13 protein-coding genes and 2 tRNA genes are annotated in these 17,613 nt (G+C 46.8%); 5 read left to right on the forward strand and 10 right to left on the reverse strand.

From position 1 onward, the window contains the following. Nucleotides 1-45 precede the first annotated feature (45 nt). The 5 genes from RIF36_RS27770 to RIF36_RS27790 form a co-directional block, all read right to left on the reverse strand. The gene (locus tag RIF36_RS27770; RefSeq protein ID WP_350072553.1) at nt 46-876 is read right to left on the reverse strand and encodes a universal stress protein; all 831 of its coding nucleotides are present in this window, start codon (nt 874-876) and stop codon (nt 46-48) included. A 121-nt stretch (nt 877-997) separates the two neighbouring features. Next, the gene (locus RIF36_RS27775; RefSeq protein ID WP_350072551.1) at nt 998-1,915 is read right to left on the reverse strand and encodes a hypothetical protein; all 918 of its coding nucleotides are present in this window, start codon (nt 1,913-1,915) and stop codon (nt 998-1,000) included. Nucleotides 1,916-1,983: 68 nt separating this feature from the next. Further along, nucleotides 1,984-2,061: transfer RNA gene (locus RIF36_RS27780), tRNA-Val, on the reverse strand. A 95-nt stretch (nt 2,062-2,156) separates the two neighbouring features. Beyond that, entirely contained in the window at nt 2,157-2,309 is a 153-nt protein-coding gene (locus tag RIF36_RS27785) for a hypothetical protein (RefSeq protein ID WP_350072549.1), read from the reverse strand. A 97-nt stretch (nt 2,310-2,406) separates the two neighbouring features. Beyond that, nucleotides 2,407-2,787, reverse strand: coding sequence for a DUF1573 domain-containing protein (locus RIF36_RS27790; RefSeq protein ID WP_350072547.1), 381 nt, complete (start codon nt 2,785-2,787; stop codon nt 2,407-2,409). A 142-nt stretch (nt 2,788-2,929) separates the two neighbouring features. Here RIF36_RS27790 and RIF36_RS27795 point away from each other — a divergent pair, with 142 nt between their 5' ends. Further along, nucleotides 2,930-4,198: a sensor histidine kinase gene (locus RIF36_RS27795; protein WP_350091897.1), complete on the forward strand. Its 1,269-nt coding sequence runs from the start codon at nt 2,930-2,932 to the stop codon at nt 4,196-4,198. Further along, entirely contained in the window at nt 4,188-4,880 is a 693-nt protein-coding gene (locus RIF36_RS27800; protein ID WP_350121964.1) for a response regulator transcription factor, read from the forward strand. Before RIF36_RS27795 ends, RIF36_RS27800 begins: the two co-directional genes overlap by 11 nt. A gap of 11 nt (nt 4,881-4,891) precedes the next feature. Here RIF36_RS27800 and RIF36_RS27805 read toward each other — a convergent pair whose 3' ends face one another. From RIF36_RS27805 to RIF36_RS27815, 3 genes are all read right to left on the reverse strand, one after another. Next, nucleotides 4,892-6,646, reverse strand: a complete 1,755-nt coding sequence (locus RIF36_RS27805) for a CocE/NonD family hydrolase (protein ID WP_350121962.1) — start codon at nt 6,644-6,646, stop codon at nt 4,892-4,894. A 287-nt stretch (nt 6,647-6,933) separates the two neighbouring features. Next, nucleotides 6,934-7,009: transfer RNA gene (locus RIF36_RS27810), tRNA-His, on the reverse strand. A 52-nt stretch (nt 7,010-7,061) separates the two neighbouring features. Continuing rightward, on the reverse strand, nt 7,062-8,399 hold the full coding sequence (locus tag RIF36_RS27815) for a dihydroorotase (protein WP_350121960.1): 1,338 nt from the start codon (nt 8,397-8,399) through the stop codon (nt 7,062-7,064). 58 nt (nt 8,400-8,457) lie between these two features. On the opposite strand from RIF36_RS27815, the gene RIF36_RS27820 reads away from it, so the two are divergent. Then, nucleotides 8,458-9,783, forward strand: a complete 1,326-nt coding sequence (locus RIF36_RS27820; RefSeq protein ID WP_350121958.1) for a DEAD/DEAH box helicase — start codon at nt 8,458-8,460, stop codon at nt 9,781-9,783. 249 nt (nt 9,784-10,032) lie between these two features. Here RIF36_RS27820 and RIF36_RS27825 read toward each other — a convergent pair whose 3' ends face one another. Continuing rightward, nucleotides 10,033-11,520: a M28 family peptidase gene (locus RIF36_RS27825; protein WP_350121956.1), complete on the reverse strand. Its 1,488-nt coding sequence runs from the start codon at nt 11,518-11,520 to the stop codon at nt 10,033-10,035. Between the two features lie 164 nt (nt 11,521-11,684). On the opposite strand from RIF36_RS27825, the gene gcvP reads away from it, so the two are divergent. Both gcvP and RIF36_RS27835 read left to right on the forward strand, forming a co-directional pair. After that, nucleotides 11,685-14,585 (forward strand): aminomethyl-transferring glycine dehydrogenase, encoded by a 2,901-nt coding sequence (gcvP, locus tag RIF36_RS27830; RefSeq protein WP_350121954.1) that lies wholly within the window; start codon nt 11,685-11,687, stop codon nt 14,583-14,585. Between the two features lie 185 nt (nt 14,586-14,770). Then, entirely contained in the window at nt 14,771-15,658 is an 888-nt protein-coding gene (locus RIF36_RS27835; protein WP_350121952.1) for a nucleotidyltransferase-like protein, read from the forward strand. A gap of 7 nt (nt 15,659-15,665) precedes the next feature. Here RIF36_RS27835 and asnB read toward each other — a convergent pair whose 3' ends face one another. Continuing rightward, nucleotides 15,666-17,567 carry an asparagine synthase (glutamine-hydrolyzing) gene (asnB, locus tag RIF36_RS27840; protein WP_350121950.1) on the reverse strand — a complete coding sequence of 634 codons (1,902 nt, stop codon included), beginning with the start codon at nt 17,565-17,567 and terminating at the stop codon, nt 15,666-15,668. Nucleotides 17,568-17,613: the final 46 nt, after the last annotated feature.

The raw sequence follows: 17,613 nt of genomic DNA on the forward strand, positions 1-17,613 counted from the left end.
TGCTTGTACTCAGGGTCTTGATGCCAAATAGCCATCTATATTGTGTTACTCGTGAAAGGTGAGCAAAGGCACCTTGACACCCATGGCTACTTTTTTTGTAACACTGCTTTTGAAAATCTTTTCAAAAAGAGAATGCTTTCTAGGCATCATGGCAATCATGTCAGCTGAGTTTTTTTCGGCAAATTCAAAAAGCCCGGCTCTTACATCATCATTCTTTGTAGTCTCGAAAGAGTGCTTAATGTTCTTAAGAAATTTGTCGACTTTGAAGCTCTCCACCAGGCGACTAAATGGAAATTTGTCATCCTCAGTAACATTGACGATTGTGATTTCAGCTTCGAAAAGCTCGGCAATATCCTTGAGCGGACTTAGCCGTCCTATTGACTCGATCTTATTAAAGTCAGCGGCAAATACAATCTTCCTTGGTTTGAATTCTTTGGTAGTTTCAGGCACCACCAGCACCGGCACATCAGCAATTCGAATTACTTCACTGCTTACTCCTCCGAGCAACTTCTCAAGCGTATCATGACTGCCTTTTGTGCCCATCACAATCATATCAACTTTCTTGGTTTCCATCGCCGTATAAATAGCGTCAATGGTGAAAGATACATAGGCTCTATGATCATGCTTAACATCCTTCAGCCCTGGAATTTCTTCGTCCAAAGCGTCAAATTTCTTGTCAATTTCCTCCTCGTACTCTTCCAGCATTGGTTCAATAATGGCCTGGCCGCCGATGTCCATATGCGGCGTTGGCACATGAATGGCATTGATAAGGTGGATTTTAGCACCTAGCTTCTTGCTAAGGCCTACTGCAATTCTAACAGCATTCTTCGAACACGGAGAGAAGTCTGTCGGTACAAGTATGTTCTTAATGTTCATGTCTTTGTCGGATTACAAGGTTGCTAATTAAAAGTAAACTTAAAGCTTCCCAATTCCCCCTGACATGACCTCAATATTCAGAAAACCTGACATTGGTCAGTTTGTGTAAACCCAATAACGTTTATTCCTCACTTTTTCTTCGGTAGAAATAGAGGTGCTGAGAGTCATGGAAACCTTTTCCTTCACTTAGCGTGACGTAGCCACGGCCGCTTGTTGTAAACGCAACGGCCTCCCCCTGTGGTTCCGGTTGGTACGGAAGTCTGTGAGGGTTCGTCATGATCGCTTCCAGCCAGGGAACGCCGGGCTCCTTCTTCCAGTAAAATATCGACTCGTAGTTTTTAAGTAAAAGCTCCTGTCCATCTGGCGATATGTCTCCCGACACAATCATCCAGAACGGGATGCCACCCACCTTGTGCAGCACATAAGGTTCGGGGGTCTGCTCCGCAAAAGGCCAGTGATAAACAATAACATTGTCCCCTCTTTTAGATATAACAATGATGTCACTATTGGTGGGGTCGACCAGCAAGGTTTCCGCATCCCGGGCACCATCAGGGTACTGAAATTGATAGGTGGAAAAATCGCTGATACCGAGGGATTGAACGCCTTCGGATATATTCAATTCAGGTTCTGGAAACGAATAGATTGAATAATTGCCATAAGCAGCTCTATTGTCACCAATTTCACCAACGTAAAGCAAATAGCCTTCGTCCAGCCCTGGACCAATGGCGATATCCTCCCAGTCACGGTTGATCACTCCCTCCAACCTTACTTCAGCTTTGAGCTGAGCAAGACTATCGATCAGGTAAACGGAAGGACTGCCGCCACTATCATTGTGCACCCAATAAAAGCCGGGGTATTTCTGACTGGCCACTATCCCTGAAATCTCATCGAGGCTACTTTCTTTTATGATTCCCATTGAGGTAGCCGCCTCGAAGGGTGCTCTCGCTTTTTCCTCAGCATAGTCACTCCTATCGCTTTTGCCATGGCAAGCTGCCAAAGCTATAAAGCAAAGGGCATAAAAAGCGATTCTAAATGACATCAAAACCTTGTTTAGAGAGGCTGGGTAGAAACTAAGCATCTGAAAGCCCGGGTTGTTATCGGCTGCATTGGTGGGAAGTACAGGACTCGAACCTGCGACCCCCGCCCTGTCAAGGCGGTGCTCTAAACCAACTGAGCTAACTTCCCAAAATGACACATCGAAGCTGCAACATGCGACTTGCTAGCCAGCAAAGTTTGAGAAACAATTCGAAATAAACAAAGGCTTAAATGGGGAGGTCCGATTAGCAAGCGCTAAAAAAGTCGGTCGCTGCCTTGATGATGGGCTTTTCGAAAATGGCAGTTATGCCAACTACCACACCCACGACTACGGCCACAATAGTCAATGTATTGCGAACCCATGTGGGCTGGTCTTTTGGGCTGGTAAAATACTTCATGGTCTGCCTTTTCACCGTCTGCTCCTTTCTCGGTCAGGTTAAAAAATGGGAAGGGTATAGCGCTGAAACATAAATCAGACGCTATACCCTTATATCACTATTCTACTACTTCTCCTTTAATGGTCAGCACAATAGGGGCCTCGGAGCCACTGTGATAAACGCTCACAGTCTTACTAAAAGCCCCTGTCTTTGCAGCATTATAAGTAGCTTTCACAAACCCTTCACTACCCTCTCCAATGCTACCCTTCGTATAGTCCGTTACGGTGCACCCACAAGAAGCTGTCACTTTAGTGATGGTAATTGACTCACTGGATGGGTTGGTGAAATCAAAGTTGTGGCTTGCGGGAGCTCCCTTTTCGATCTTACCAAAGTCGTAAGTCATTGCCTTGAATGTCAATGATTCATCAGCGGGATGAAAACTTGAAAGAGCGATAAAGGCAATAAAGAGCCCTGCCAGTGCAACAATGTTCTTTTTCATAATTAATGTGTTTTAGTGAAAAAATAAATAATGATTCAAATGTCCGTACTGAAGCTTTAAAAGGCTGTTAATGAAAGCATAACAAGTGTTAATGAAATGTTAATGACACACTGTTCATCAATGGATTGTTTAATTTTGAATCATGAGGACTCGTTCAATCAGGCTTATCACCTCACTCGGAGCACTCTCAGTAGCCGGGGTTCTGCTGATTCAATTTCTTTGGATCAGGCAGGCCTACATTGCCGAATCCAGAACTTTCGACCATAATCTTCATCTCGCACTACGCAATGTTGTGGAGTCGCTGTGCCAAACCGATGGCCTGGATGTGCCAGCCTACAACCCCATTGAGCAGATATCGGCTAATTACTATATCGTACGAACTTCACAGGCATTACAGCCCCGAACCCTGGAATACTTCTTGAAAGCCGAATTGAACAAGCGAAATATTTTCACCGATTTTGAGTATGGCATATACGATTGTCAGTCGCAACTCATGGTATATGGAAATCAGGTTTCAGAAAACAAAGGGAAGCTGGTCAAGGCGAGCTTCCCGTCACTAAAAGAAGACCAGTATTATTTTGGGGTGCTGTTTCCTTCAAGACAAGGATACCTTTTGGGCAGGATGGACTTTCTGGTGTACTCTTCGGGCGGGCTGCTCCTTGTGATCGGATTTTTTGCATACGCCATGGTGGTGATGACAAGGCAGAAACGACTTTCGGAAATTCAGCGGGATTTTATCAACAACATGACGCATGAGTTCAAGACTCCCTTGTCGACTATTAAGCTATCGGCAGAAGTAATCCGGTCGGCCAATGAAAAGGACTCTAAAGAACGGCTTCACAAATACGCTTCTTTGATCGAAAAAGAGGCCGACAGATTGCAAAGCCATGTGGAAGAGGTGCTACAAATAGCGTTGGTAGAAAAAAACAAGCTGCAATTGCACATGGAGGTACAGTCGGTAGCCGACCTGCTAAAGGAGTTTGACCAAACTGCCGGCGAAAAAGTGCAAACCGTTAACGGCAAATGGCAGCTCAAATGCGATTGCAATGACAGTAAGATAAAAGCCGACGCCCTCCACTTTCAAAATGTGCTGGGCAATTTGCTCGACAACTCCATCAAGTATTCCGAGGGTGCCCCAGTCATCACACTTGATGTTACCGACACTGACCACGACGTACTTCTTTTATTTAAAGACGAGGGGAGGGGTATTCCTGCTCCATCGTTGAAACACGTTTTCAAGAAATTTTACCGGGTGCCAAATGGGGATGTGCAGGACGTTTCAGGTTTCGGGTTGGGCCTGTTTTACGTAAAGCAAATAGTCAAAGCCCATAACGGTGACATTACAGTAAGTTCAACACCCGGTAGGGGAACAACTTTTCGAATCAAAATCCCAGCAGTTCATGAAAAATAGGCCAAAACTGCTATTAGTAGAGGATGACCCAAGCCTGGGCTTCGTGCTAAAGGACAATCTGGAGCAGGGTGGCTACGAGGTGGTTCATGCCACAAATGGACTGGATGCTCAGCAATTTCTTAAAGCCAACACTTTCGACCTTTGCCTTCTGGACATTATGCTGCCAAAAGTAGACGGGTTCACATTGGCAAAAAGCATCCGGGCGACCAATTCATCCGTTCCAATCCTTTTCATCACAGCCCGCTCGCTTCAGGAAGACAAGCTGAAGGGCTTCTCCATTGGAGCAGACGACTACATCACCAAGCCATTCAGTATGGAGGAGTTGCTTTTTCGTGTCGCTGTGTTTGTTAAAAGAACCACGCCTACCGAAGAAAGGCCAACTTCTCAGCAGCTAGGCATTGGCGAGTATACACTCGACACCGATACGTTGCGCTTGCGATTCAAAGACGGTGAGACCAAGCTAACCCGAAGAGAAAACGACTTGCTTTTCATGTTGGTGAGTCGCAAGAATCAGCTGGTGAAAAGAGACGAAATTCTTTTACAGCTCTGGGGCGACGACGACTATTTTGCCGGAAGAAGCCTTGACGTATTTGTATCACGTTTGAGAAAGTATCTCCGACACGATCCGAATGTTCAAATTGAGAACCATCACAGCGTCGGCTTTCAGCTTAGAGTAAAATAAAAGCGCAGCCGCTACTTTTTCACTATTGGCAGGATCAATTTCGAAGCATTCTTACCACCCACATAGACTTTATTGACAGCCGGAATCAGATTTGCTTCTGTGGCAATATTAGTTCCTGTGTTCGGGTTCGGGTCGTAATGCGGAAAGCTGCTACTGGTAATGTACAGCCTGATGCGGTGTCCCGCCTTGAACAAATTAGCCGTCGCCATGTTGTCGATAGATATTGGGTAAACCTTCTCCGGCTCCATCAACACCTGCTTCTCAAACCCTTCCCGGTAGCGCATCCTTAAATAGCCCGCATCCAGTCCGCTCAGGTTAATTGACTTGCCGTCGGGATAGACATCGCAAAGCACTATATGAAAATCAGTGTCTTTAGCCGATGAGCTAACCGCCAACGCAGCCTCCACCAGGCCGATTACTTCGATGTCCTCCTGCAAAACTTCGGAGGTAAACACCAACACATCCTCCCGGGCTTCGATTGCTCTTTGGTCGAAGGGATAGCTTTTTTCGAAACTTTTATCATACACGGGATTATTTGGATCAAAGGTGTAAGACATGGCTTTCGCCCTTTTTGACGGCTGCAATACAAGTTCACCACTTTTGTTGTTGGCACCGGCGACCAAATAAAACGTGGTGCTTTCGATATTGGGTACGGGCCAGTCGCTAAACGTTTTCCATTCATTAGCGCCCATCACAAAAACACTTAAAGGGTCAGGCATGGGAGCCTCCTCTTCTTTTAAGTGAATGGTGAACCAGTCGATCAAAACCCTGTCGAAGTCAAAGCCAGCCGACGGTCCAAAACTGATTTCCCCAAAATTTGTCTTCCTCACGGTTACCGACGTGTGGTTCCATGGGCCAAGAATCAGTGTGGTGTTTTCTCTCGCCAAGGGGGTGGCGGCCTTTGTTTTCATTTCCTGAAAAGCCTGAATAGCGCCGAGGGGCCCATAGGCAGCATCGTACCAGCCACTGAGTAGCAAGGCAGGTGCCTGCATTCTCTCAAAGTCTTTTTCTACCGAGGCAAAGTCCCACCAGTCTGACTTGTCGGGGTGAGACAACCAGTCGTAGTAATAAGGCGCATATTTTTTCAGCAGCGGCATGCCGGACAACGGCCTGTTCTTGTACCAGCTTTCTCTTTCTTTTACCCAGTCGTCATAAGCCTCGCTATCAAGCCAGGGGCCAGAGGCGTCATTGGCTCTTTTACGAAGGTCAGGGACAATGAAAGGCATAAACCAGTCGAGCCAAACAAGAGAAAAAGCACCACCAAAGTAATAAAAATAGTGACTATTGATCGGCGTCATGTCGGGTGCTGCCGCTTTGAGTGCCTCCGGCGCTTCGGACAGGGCCAGCCACTGAACAATGCCCGGGTAGGAGCCCCCATAGGTTCCCACTCTTCCGTTTACATAGGGCTGCTTACCCACCCATTCTATTAAATCGTAGCCGTCGGGCCGCTCCTGATGATACGCTTTGAATTCTCCCTCGCTCCCGAAACGACCCCTGACGTCCACCAGAAAAACAGCAAACCCTTCTTTTGCCGCAGCAAGGGGAAACATGGCGTAACCGTCGTATTCGTCCTTGCCATAGGGTGTCCTATACACAATAGCGGGAAATCTACCTTCTCCTGCTGGCTTATACAAAATAGCCTCCAGGTTGACGCCGTCCCTCATGGGAATTTTTACCACTTCCCGTTGAATGTTCCATGCTGGCGGCTGAGCAACTAAAGAGATTGATAAAAAACTGAGGAGAAAAGAAAAGATCAATGTTTTCATCGCACAACGGGTTAAGGTCATGTCAAGTAAATCATTGAAACTGGAAAGGAAAAATGATACTTAAGGATCAGGCGGAAAATCTGGGGGATTAACCTTTAACCGCAATGCCACGAGTGGTCATAAAAAAGCAAAAGGTCCAAGCGGGACGCATTGAACCAGTTTTGCTTTTTTACTTAACCCTACACGAAATATCCAACCCTCAGAAATACAGATTGATCCATACTTAACTCGTTGGGAAAATATGGGGCATAAAAAAAGCCCTCTGCGAGGGCTTCTTCATTTCACAAGGGTGGAAGACCGGGTTCGAACCGGCGACCTCCTGAACCACAATCAGGCGCTCTAACCAGCTGAGCTACAACCACCATGTAATTTTGGGACTGCAAAGTTAATGGCATTCATCAATTTTGCAAAGCACTTAGTCCCTTGTAAATAATAATCTTTCACCTTTTTTAGTTTCATCCAATTGGCCTTTGTGATAGGCTCTGTGCCCCGAAACAAGGACAGTGTCAATTTTTGAATGAAAAATTTGCCCTTCAAAAGGCGACCACCCACATTTCGCCAGGATATTTGATTTCTCCACCATCCAGGTTGAGCTTGTATCGGCAATCACCAAATCAGCAAAATAGCCCTCTCTGATAAAGCCCCTCTTTTCAATTTGAAATAAAATAGCTGGGTTGTGGCACATTTTTTCCACCAGCCGTTCCATACTTATTTTGCCCTCCCGCTGTTTTTCAAGCATCGCCACGAGCGAATGTTGAATCAACGGCCCCCCGGAAGGCGCCTTGAAATAGCTATTTTGTTTCTCTTCCCAGGTGTGGGGCGCATGATCAGTAGCCACCACGTCTATTCTGTCTTCCAGCAGGGCTTTCCATATCTGTTCCCTGTCGCTTCCTTTTTTAACGGCCGGGTTCCACTTAATAAGTGTCCCTTTGCTCGCATAGTCCTCATCCGAAAACCAAAGGTGGTGAACACATGCCTCAGCCGTTATCCTTTTTTTTGCCAGAGGAATTGAACTGTCGAACAGCGCTGTTTCCTTTCCGGTTGAAATATGCAGAATGTGAAGCTTGGTGCCGTGCTTCTTTGCCAAGCCCACTGCCATGGATGACGAGAGATAGCAAGCTTCTTCACTCCGAATGAGAGGGTGGCATTCGATAGGCACATCTTCACCATACTTATTCCTGAATATTTCGGTGTTAGCTCTGATAGTGGCTTCGTCTTCGCAGTGAGTTGCTATGAGCATGTCTACCTTGCTAAAAAGCCCTTCCAGCACCTGCGTATTGTCTACCAACATATTACCAGTGGAAGAACCCATAAACACCTTGATGCCACACACATTCCGGTGATTCGTTTTTAGTACTTCCTCCAGGTTGTCGTTGCTGGCTCCCATGAAAAAAGAGTAGTTGGCCAGAGATGTTTGCCGGGCAATTTCATATTTATCCTCCAGCAGCTGCTGAGTTAATGCGTTGGGCACTGTGTTGGGCATTTCCATAAAAGACGTTACGCCTCCGGCCACGGCAGCCCTCGCCTCTGTGTAAATGGTGGCTTTGTGTGTGAGGCCCGGCTCACGAAAATGCACCTGGTCATCGATTACCCCTGGCAACAGGTATTTGCCGTCGGCATCTATCACCTCGTCGGCGTCATCAGTCAAGTGCGAACCTATCTTTTCGATATACTGCCCCTTCACCAACACATCTGCGGCACGTACCTTGCCTTCGTTCACTATATTTGCATTTACAATCAGCTTCGTCTTCATAGGATGGACTATTTGATATGCAAATTTACATTTATATACCCAAACAGGGGGCTCTGGCATGATAGATAACAAAAATTTTATGGAGGAGTCGGCCGGCTTCGAATCGTTCAAGCTGAATAAGCAACTCCTGAACGCTATCGCCGATCTGGGTTATAAATCGCCGACTCCTATTCAGGCCAAGGCCATTCCTGTGGCGAACGCAGGCCACGACCTCTTCGGAATAGCGCAGACGGGCACGGGCAAAACAGCGGCCTACCTGATTCCCATTCTTTTGAAAATCAAGTATGCGCAAGGCAACGACCCGAGGGCACTCATTCTGGCGCCCACCCGGGAGCTCGTGATGCAAATCGAGGAGAACGCCCGAAAGCTGGCTACCTACACCGACCTTCGGGTAGTGGGCCTCTATGGGGGAAAAGGGCCAAAGCTTCAGATCGAAGAATTAAAAAAAGGAGTGGACTTGATAGTAGCCACCCCCGGTCGGTTCACCGAGCTTTATCACGCAGAGGCTATCCATCCACGCCAAATTAAGACGCTCGTGCTGGATGAAGCAGACCGAATGATGGACATGGGCTTTATGCCGCAGATAAGGAAGATACTGGAGGTGATTCCCGTCAAGAGGCAAAACATGTTGTTTTCTGCCACCATGCCCGAAAAAGTAGTGAAGCTCTCAGAGGAGTTTCTGGAGTTTCCTCAGACAGTTGAAGTAGCCCCTCAGTCGAGTACGCTCGAAACAATTGAACAGCGGGTGTATCTCATACCTAACTTCAAGACGAAGATTCACATGCTCAACTGGTTCCTGCATCAAACGGAGGCAGTTGACAAGGTCATTATATTCACCAAAACAAAAGACACTGCCAACAACCTTTATAAATTTATACACCGAAAAATCAATCCATCTGTAAAGGTGATTCATGGCAACAAAGACCAGAATGCCAGAATCAACGCTTTTGAGGCCTTTAAAGCTGGCGACAGCAAAATCCTGGTAGCTACGGATGTGAGCTCACGAGGCCTCGACGTGAGCATGGTGAGCCATGTTATCAATTTTGATGTGCCTGTGCTGTATGAAGATTATGTGCACAGGATAGGACGAACAGGGCGAATTTACAAGGCAGGCTCAGCCTGGACTTTTGTTAACCCTGCTGAAGAATATCACCTTCGCAAAATAGAGGATCTTATCCGAAAACAGATTCCCGTCCACCGTTTGCCGAAAGATTTGATCATTGAGGAGACCCCTTTCGAAGAGCAGCAGGACATGGCCAGGGAAGTGGATCATCAGAAGAGAAAAGATGACCCGGATTTCAAAGGTGCCTTTCATGACAAGAAGCATCCGAAAGGTCAATTTAAGAAGCCAACACCCAAAAAGAACAAAAGGAAAAAACGTTGATCTGTGAATCTACAGAATTCATCGAAGAATTTGGGGGGTTCATCTAATCGAAAATTTTGTTTGAGGTGAAAAGCATACATTTGATACAGAAAGATGGATAAGTCTTTCTTTCCATAGCTGGTTGAAAAGATCTTGGGGGATGTGGCTTTGCCGATCCCTCAAGTTGTTTCTAGACCACACTAAAAAGGCCCTTGAACTGAAGTTCAAGGGCCTTTTGCATTCATTTCGCACCGGTTTCTTGTGATTTGGCTAGTCCAGCTTAATCCGCTCCTCCCTGTTCGCCACTTCCCAGGCTGTAAAGAAAACCAGCTTTGTGACAGCGGTCATCTTGTCGAACGCTATTTTCTCGATCGTGTCTGTGGGACGGTGGTAATCAGCGTGCACACCATTAAAATAGAAAATGATCGGCACGTTGTTCTTGGCGAAGTTGTAGTGGTCGGAGCGATAATAGAACCTGTTCGGATCGTTCTCATCATTATAGGTATAGTCCAGCGCAAGGTTGGTGTAATCTTTATTGGCCTTTTCAGAAAGCAGATGCAGGTCTTGCGACAACTTGTCCGAACCGATCACATAGATATAATTCTCATTGTCTAAATGAGCATCATCTACCCTGCCTATCATGTCGATGTTCAAATTGACAACGGTTTGGCTGAGCGGCAGCGCCGGATGATCAGTATAGTATTCCGACCCTAGAAGGCCTTTCTCCTCTCCCGTGACCGTCATAAATAAAATGCTTCTCCGGGGGCCATTTCCTTTCTTTTTTGCCTCGCTAAATGCCTGGGCTATTTCCAACACTGCACTCGTGCCCGATCCGTCATCGTCAGCGCCATGGTAGATAACACCATCTCTTTTTCCAAGGTGGTCGTAGTGGGCCGTTACCACCAGCACCTCGTCTTTCTTGTCAGTCCCTTCCAGAAACCCAAGCACATTCTCAGTTATCACCTCCTCGGTGGTTCTTTCTGCCTTAAAGCTGATACTAGCCATCGGTTGCTCTGCGCCTGAGGTACCCTCCATCAGGTCTTCAATAGATAGGCCAAAGAACCCCTTTGCGGCATCGGGCGAAACAATAAAAACAAAAGGGCCTTCACTACTGCTACGACCTTCGCTACTGAGGCCTAGTCGTGGGGCAGTAATGTAATTTTTGTACCGATCAACGGCCGCCTTGAACTGAGTATCCGACTCGCCACCAAAAACAACAAAGCCTTTAATGCCTGCGTCTGCAAACTGCATGCTTATGGCTCGCCATGACCTGGCGTCCTCTGCTCGCACAGCAACAATTTTATTCTTAAAAGCCCCACTCTGGATGACGCCAGCCGCCTGTGCCAAATCTCCGATAAAAACGACTTCAGCGGTTACTTCTTCAGCAGTACTGGCAGCCCCAAAATATAACATATCGGTTCCGTTCTCCAGTTTGGTGCCACCTGCCCTCACGTAAACATCGGTCCATTGAGATTTTTGCAGAGGGAAACGCTGAAAGTAAGATTTTGAACCAGCTTCAGGCACAATTGGCTGTAGTCCGTACTGCTTGAACTGGCCTGCAATAAAAGCAGCGGCTTTTCGCTGACCTTCTGTGGCAGTTTCCCTACCTTCCAGGCTGTCGGAAGTTAACACTTCGAGACGGGCATAAAGGTCTTCCTTTGTGATGGTCTTCGAGGTTTTTATCGCCTTTTTATCCTGAGCAAACGCTGCACAGCTAATAACCACGGCGAGCACAAGTAATGAAAGTTTCTGAATCATGATTGCTTTGGGTTAACCGGGGCAATTTTATTCTTTTCGTGTAAACCTCCCACACCAATTCCACATTTTATTTGAAAACCGGAACAAAATATCTTCACATTAAATTATACCTTTGCAGTCAGAAATAAGGTTCATATCACTACACATTTTCAGGGGGTAACTTAATGAAGATCAACGTTAACCAAAGGGTTAGTTTTGAGAGTCGCCATCACGGTAAAGATGACCAAGAGCTAGCCACAATGCTTCAAACTGTTGGAGTATCGTCTATTGATGAATTAATTGACCAAACTGTTCCAAAAAAGATACGGCTGGAGCGGCCGCTGCAACTTCCGACGCCAAGAAATGAATATCAGTTCCTGAACGAGTTCAAGCAACTTGCAGCAGGTAACAAGGTGTTCAAGAGCTATATCGGGATGGGTTACTACAACTGCGTGGTGCCTGCCGTTATTCAGAGAAACATTTTGGAAAACCCGGGCTGGTACACAGCCTACACCCCCTACCAGGCAGAGATCGCTCAGGGACGTTTGGAAGCACTTATCAACTTCCAAACCGTGGTATCTGATTTGACAGGCATGGAAATCGCCAACGCCTCCTTACTCGACGAAGGCACAGCCGCCGCCGAAGCCATGACTATGCTGCATGAGCTAAGGAAAAAATCGAGAAAAGACGCTCACAAATTCTTTGTGGATGAAAACACCTTTCCACAAACCATTGACCTACTTGTCACAAGGGCTGAGCCTTTAAACATCGAGCTGGTTATTGCTCCTTTTTCTTCTTTCGACGTCACCGACACTTCGTTCTACGGTGCTTTGCTTCAGTATCCGGATGCCAACGGCGAGGTAAAAGACCTGAAGCCTTTTATAGCCTCAGCTAAGGAGAGCGACCTCATGATTGCTGTAGCTGCTGACCTTTTGAGCCTCACCCTGTTGACTTCTCCGGGAGAAATGGGTGCTGACGTGGTAGTCGGTAACAGCCAGCGCTTTGGCGTACCAATGGGTTACGGCGGGCCGCATGCAGCCTTCTTTGCTACAAAAGACGAATACAAAAGACAGATACCCGGAAGAATCATCGGAGTGTCAGTTGATAAGGAAGGCAACAAAGCCTACCGCATGGCGCTGCAAACCAGAGAGCAACACATTAGAAGAGAAAAAGCTACTTCCAATATTTGCACGGCACAGGTGCTTCTGGCCGTTATGGCTGGCATGTATGCCGTGTATCACGGCCCCCATGGCTTGAGAGAAATTGCCGCAAGAGTTAATGGTTTGGCGAGACTACTGAATGCTGGTCTGGCTCACCTTGGTTTCAAGCAGCTGAATGCCGAGTTTTTTGATACACTTAAAGTAGAGGTAGCAGGTAAAAAAGAAGCCATTAAATCCGTTGCGGAATCTAAAGGTGTAAATCTTAGGTACTTCTCTTCCGATCATGTTGGTATCTCTCTGGATGAGACCACGCAGTTGGAAGACCTGAAAGTAGTATTTTCCATCTTTAGCGAAATAGCAGGCAAACCAACTTCAGGATTTGATCTGGAGGGCCAGTCGGGCAATGTGGACGTGAGCTTCTCTTCGGCTTTGGAACGCAAAAGCGACTATCTGACTCATCAGATTTTCAATGTGCACCACACGGAGCACGAGCTGCTTCGCTACATGAAATGGCTTGAAAACAAGGATCTTTCTCTGGTGCATTCTATGATTTCCCTTGGCTCGTGCACAATGAAGCTCAATGCCACATCGGAAATGATTCCGGTAACGTGGGCCGAGTTTGGGAACATTCACCCTTTTGCTCCGGCAAATCAGGTAAAAGGCTATCAGCAGCTGGTAAACGAGCTTTCGGACTGGCTAAAAGAGATCACTGGCTTTGCGGCAGTTTCTTTGCAGCCAAATTCCGGCGCACAGGGCGAGTATGCCGGTTTAATGGTAATAAGGGCTTATCATCAGAACAGGGGTGACAACCACCGCAACGTGGCGCTTATTCCCTCGTCAGCGCATGGCACCAACCCAGCCAGTGCAGTAATGGCAGGTATGCAAGTGGTGATCGTAGCTTGCGACGAAAAAGGAAATATCGACCTCAACGACCTTCAAACCAAAGCCGAAAAACACAAAGACAATCTGTCGGCGCTGATGGTTACTTATCCGTCCACTCACGGTGTGTTTGAAGAGGAAATCATAGATGTCTGTGACATTATCCATCAAAATGGTGGACAGGTGTACATGGACGGCGCTAACATGAATGCCCAGGTTGGTTTGACCAGCCCGGCACGCATTGGCGCTGACGTTTGCCATCTCAACCTCCACAAAACATTCTGCATTCCTCACGGCGGCGGCGGACCCGGCATGGGCCCGATTGGTGTTGGGGCTCACCTGGCTCCCTTCCTTCCAGGCAACCCGGTGGTGAAGGCAGGCGGAGACAAAGCGATTACCTCCATCTCATCTGCGCCCTACGGTAGCGCCAGCATCCTCACGATATCGTACGCTTACATCGCTATGATGGGAAGTGAGGGATTGACCAATGCAACGAAAATGGCAATTCTTAACGCCAACTACATCAAGGAACGACTGAAAGGGGATTATAAAATTCTTTATACCGGAAAGAATGGCCGGTGCGCTCATGAGATGATTGTGGACTGCAGAGAGTTTAAGCAGTTTGGAGTGGAAGTGGAAGACCTGGCAAAAAGGCTGATGGACTATGGTTTCCATGCGCCTACCATGTCGTTCCCCGTGCCCGGCACTATGATGATTGAGCCAACAGAGAGTGAGTCAATTATTGAATTGGACAGGTTCTGTAGTGCAATGCTCAGCATAAGGGAAGAAGTAAGGGAAGTGGAAAAAGGCCTGGCGGATCGTGAGATCAACGTGCTGAAAAATGCCCCACACACTCAGAAAGTAGCACTGGCCGAAGTATGGCAGCTACCGTACAGTAGGGAAAAGGCAGTATTTCCTCTTGAATACGTGAAAAGCAGTAAGTTCTGGCCAAGTGTAAGCAGGATTGACAATGCTTATGGAGACAGAAACCTTTTCTGTAGCTGCATTCCAATTTCAGAGTTTTCAGAAACACTGGCGGAAGCCTGATGAATAGAAAAAGGGAGTTAGTCGCTCCCTTTTTTCATTTGGCAGGTCAATTGAAAACAAGGAGCAGTTGCCGAAAAAAGCTAAAAATTGTGTAATCTTGTTAGCCTGTTAATGTCAAGCATATTTTTTATAGTGCCTTCATTGAAGGGTAACATATTGTTGAAATACTAATCGCAGTAAAGATTATGGCGTCTCAAAAGGATCTTTTAGAAAAATGGTCCAGCCGCATAAAGGCAGAAAAACTTGATGAAACAATTGCAGTAGTTAAGAACGCCCTGGCTGGCTATAAAAGATTCCCAAAATCTGTCAGAGTAGCCTACTACCTCCATGGCTCTCACCTCAATGGCACCAATACTCAATACAATACCCCGGTTGACGTAGCGATTGAGCTGACCTCAATAACAGGCTCCAGCAAAAGCAACGAAGACCCTTTTGCAGGAAAAGACCTCACCTATAAAAGCTTCAGAGAAAACATACTGGAAAGCATGCAAAATGCTTTTGGCGAAGGGTCGGTGCAGGATGGCGACAATGTCATTCATATCATTGGCTCTCCTAATCGCCTCCCCGTCAATGTGCTGGTATGCTTCAAATACAAGCTGTTTATCAAGCACGGAAGAGATGAAGTAGAAAAACTGGGTGTGGCGTTTTACACGAAAAAAGGGAAAGAGCTCATCATTAATTTTCCAAAGCAGCACAATGCTTACGAGGCAGTGAAGGAAAGCGGCTCTCAAGGTCAGTTTCTTGCCACGGTGAGGGTTTTCAAAAACATCAGAGACCGGCTGGTGCAGATGGGCCATATGGACGAGAACAGAACTCCATCCTATTTCCTCGAAAGCTTTATCTGCAATGCCCCTACTGGCATGTTCACCAAAGACTATATTTCTTCCATCGCCAACTTGCTAGACTTCTGGAAGAAAAATGCCTGGAGGAATTATATCACCATTGACGGCTTCAGGTCTCTTTGGGGCGACTCACCGCAATCGTGGAATGTTGAGGACGCAAAGTTCTTTTTGGAAGCCATTCGCAAAGTGGGCAAAGACCCCGCTTTCTGGCAGTCAGGCACTGATGCTTGATTGACTCTTACTTGAAGTAGTTCTCCCACCATTTCTGAAAAACATATAAGGCCCACGTGGTAGCATGCGCATCGCCCGGGTTGTTGCTGTGCAGATGTTGCCTAAGCAAAGCTAGCTGCTGAGGGCAGAAAATTCCCTGCTCGTTTAACTTTTCTTCATTAAAAACAATGCTGTCCAGCGTGCTTTTCATCTCGTTTTGCATCCATTTTAGCAGGGGCACTTCAAAGCCTTTTTTGGGACGATTGTAAAGCTTCTGAGGAAGAAATTCTTTAAATGCATCCTGCAAAATTCTTTTCCTAGTGCTATTGTGAATCTTAAAACTTTCGGGCAGCCCAAAAGCAAACTCCACCACTCTATGATCCAAAAATGGCACTCTTACCTCCAGCGCATTCGCCATCGACATCCGGTCAACCTTCGTCAGCATGTCATCGGGCAACACCAGCTGGGTATCTGCCAAAAGAAAGCTGTTTAGCGAATCTGAGCGCTTAAGTGGCAGCAACCATCCGGCCTTGTGGTCACGGTACATGTCCATGCCAAGACCCTCCTTTGCAGAAGGGCTTAAGTACTCTAGCGCCCGGTTTTCCGCCATATAACTGGCCCACCGCCAATACCTGTCTTCGGCAGATAGCTTAAGCCCTTCCCCGTATTTACTCAGCTGCCTTACCTTGTTTCCTAAAGCCGACGACCTTGACGCAGGGAGACTTTTCCACAGTGGGAGTAGGCGCTTTGCCATGACATTCGAAAAACTCGAGTCAACGCTTTTTTGCCAGGCCAGGTGCTTGTTGTAGCCACCAAAAAGCTCGTCTGCCCCATCACCGGAAAGCGCCACTGTTACGTGCTTTCTGGTCTCTTCACTAAGTATGTACACCGGCAATGCCGACGAGTCTGCAAATGGCTCGTCGATATAACTGATCATGCCATCCAAATGATTAAGCAGGTCATCGTTTGACAGCTTGAAAACATGGTGCTGAGTGTTGAAATGCCTGGCCACCAACTCAGCGTACTCAGTTTCATCAAAAAAAGGGTCGTCCTTGTATCCAATGGAGAAGGAATGAATGCCAGGGTGCAGCTTCGACGCAATGCCCGCTATGATGGAAGAGTCGGTGCCTCCGCTAAGAAATGTGCCAAGAGGAACGTCCGCCACCAGCCTCTGTTTTACGACACTGGTCAGAAGCTCTCTCAATTCCTTTTGCTTGTCGGAATAGCCTTGACGCCCAACAGTTCTACTTGCCTCGAATGGAACCTTGTACCACTGCTCAACCGTCACCTCATTCTTTTTACACTCGATGAAATGCCCCGGTAATAACTTATGAACTCCTTTGAGAATCGTCAACGGAGCAGGGATGTAATTAAGCTGAAGATACGTAAGCAACGATTCGAATGATAGCTCTTTCTGAATACCATAGCGCATAATGGCCTTCATTTCTGAGGCAAAAATCAGCTTGTCCTCGTCGTAGTAGTAATAAAGCGGCTTGATACCCAGGCGGTCTCTGGCGATAAATAGCGAGCCGTCAGCTGCGTCAAATATGGCGAAAGCAAAGAATCCGTTGAGATGATTCAGTGCTTTTTTGCCTAATAATATATACAACTGAAGAAGCACTTCGGTGTCGCTTTCTGTTTGGAATGACGCCCCTTTTTCTTGCAGACCTTTTTTTAGCTGCTTGTAGTTAAAAATCTCACCATTAAATATGATTTGATATCTGCCTGAGGCATCCGACATCGGCTGGTGGGCGTTTTCAGAAACATCGATAATACTCAAACGACGGTGCCCCATCCCGACAAAATGGTCGTAAAAGAGCCCCTGATTGTCGGGCCCTCTTTTGGCGAGCGATTCAGTTGCGGCGGCCAGGTGAATCATATTGATCCTTCCGATCTCATTAAATGCCTTAATTCCTGTTATCCCGCACATTATTTGAGCCTCTTTTCAAATGTTTGTGTAATTTTAAAGTAATTCA

The sequence above is a fragment of the Imperialibacter sp. genome, assembly GCF_040222815.1.
Lineage (GTDB): Bacteria > Bacteroidota > Bacteroidia > Cytophagales > Cyclobacteriaceae > Imperialibacter.

Bases quoted from the DNA above. Each gene is read 5' to 3' on its own strand.
- RIF36_RS27820 (WP_350121958.1), top strand. From the start codon at position 8,458: ATGATAGATAACAAAAATTTTATGGAGGAGTCGGCCGGCTTCGAATCG.
- RIF36_RS27815 (WP_350121960.1), bottom strand. From the start codon at position 8,399: ATGAAGACGAAGCTGATTGTAAATGCAAATATAGTGAACGAAGGCAAG.
- RIF36_RS27805 (WP_350121962.1), bottom strand. From the start codon at position 6,646: ATGAAAACATTGATCTTTTCTTTTCTCCTCAGTTTTTTATCAATCTCT.
- asnB (WP_350121950.1), bottom strand. From the start codon at position 17,567: ATGTGCGGGATAACAGGAATTAAGGCATTTAATGAGATCGGAAGGATC.
- RIF36_RS27785 (WP_350072549.1), bottom strand. From the start codon at position 2,309: ATGAAGTATTTTACCAGCCCAAAAGACCAGCCCACATGGGTTCGCAAT.
- RIF36_RS27790 (WP_350072547.1), bottom strand. From the start codon at position 2,787: ATGAAAAAGAACATTGTTGCACTGGCAGGGCTCTTTATTGCCTTTATC.
- gcvP (WP_350121954.1), top strand. From the start codon at position 11,685: ATGAAGATCAACGTTAACCAAAGGGTTAGTTTTGAGAGTCGCCATCAC.
- RIF36_RS27825 (WP_350121956.1), bottom strand. From the start codon at position 11,520: ATGATTCAGAAACTTTCATTACTTGTGCTCGCCGTGGTTATTAGCTGT.
- RIF36_RS27835 (WP_350121952.1), top strand. From the start codon at position 14,771: ATGGCGTCTCAAAAGGATCTTTTAGAAAAATGGTCCAGCCGCATAAAG.
- RIF36_RS27775 (WP_350072551.1), bottom strand. From the start codon at position 1,915: ATGTCATTTAGAATCGCTTTTTATGCCCTTTGCTTTATAGCTTTGGCA.
- RIF36_RS27800 (WP_350121964.1), top strand. From the start codon at position 4,188: ATGAAAAATAGGCCAAAACTGCTATTAGTAGAGGATGACCCAAGCCTG.
- RIF36_RS27795 (WP_350091897.1), top strand. From the start codon at position 2,930: ATGAGGACTCGTTCAATCAGGCTTATCACCTCACTCGGAGCACTCTCA.
- RIF36_RS27770 (WP_350072553.1), bottom strand. From the start codon at position 876: ATGAACATTAAGAACATACTTGTACCGACAGACTTCTCTCCGTGTTCG.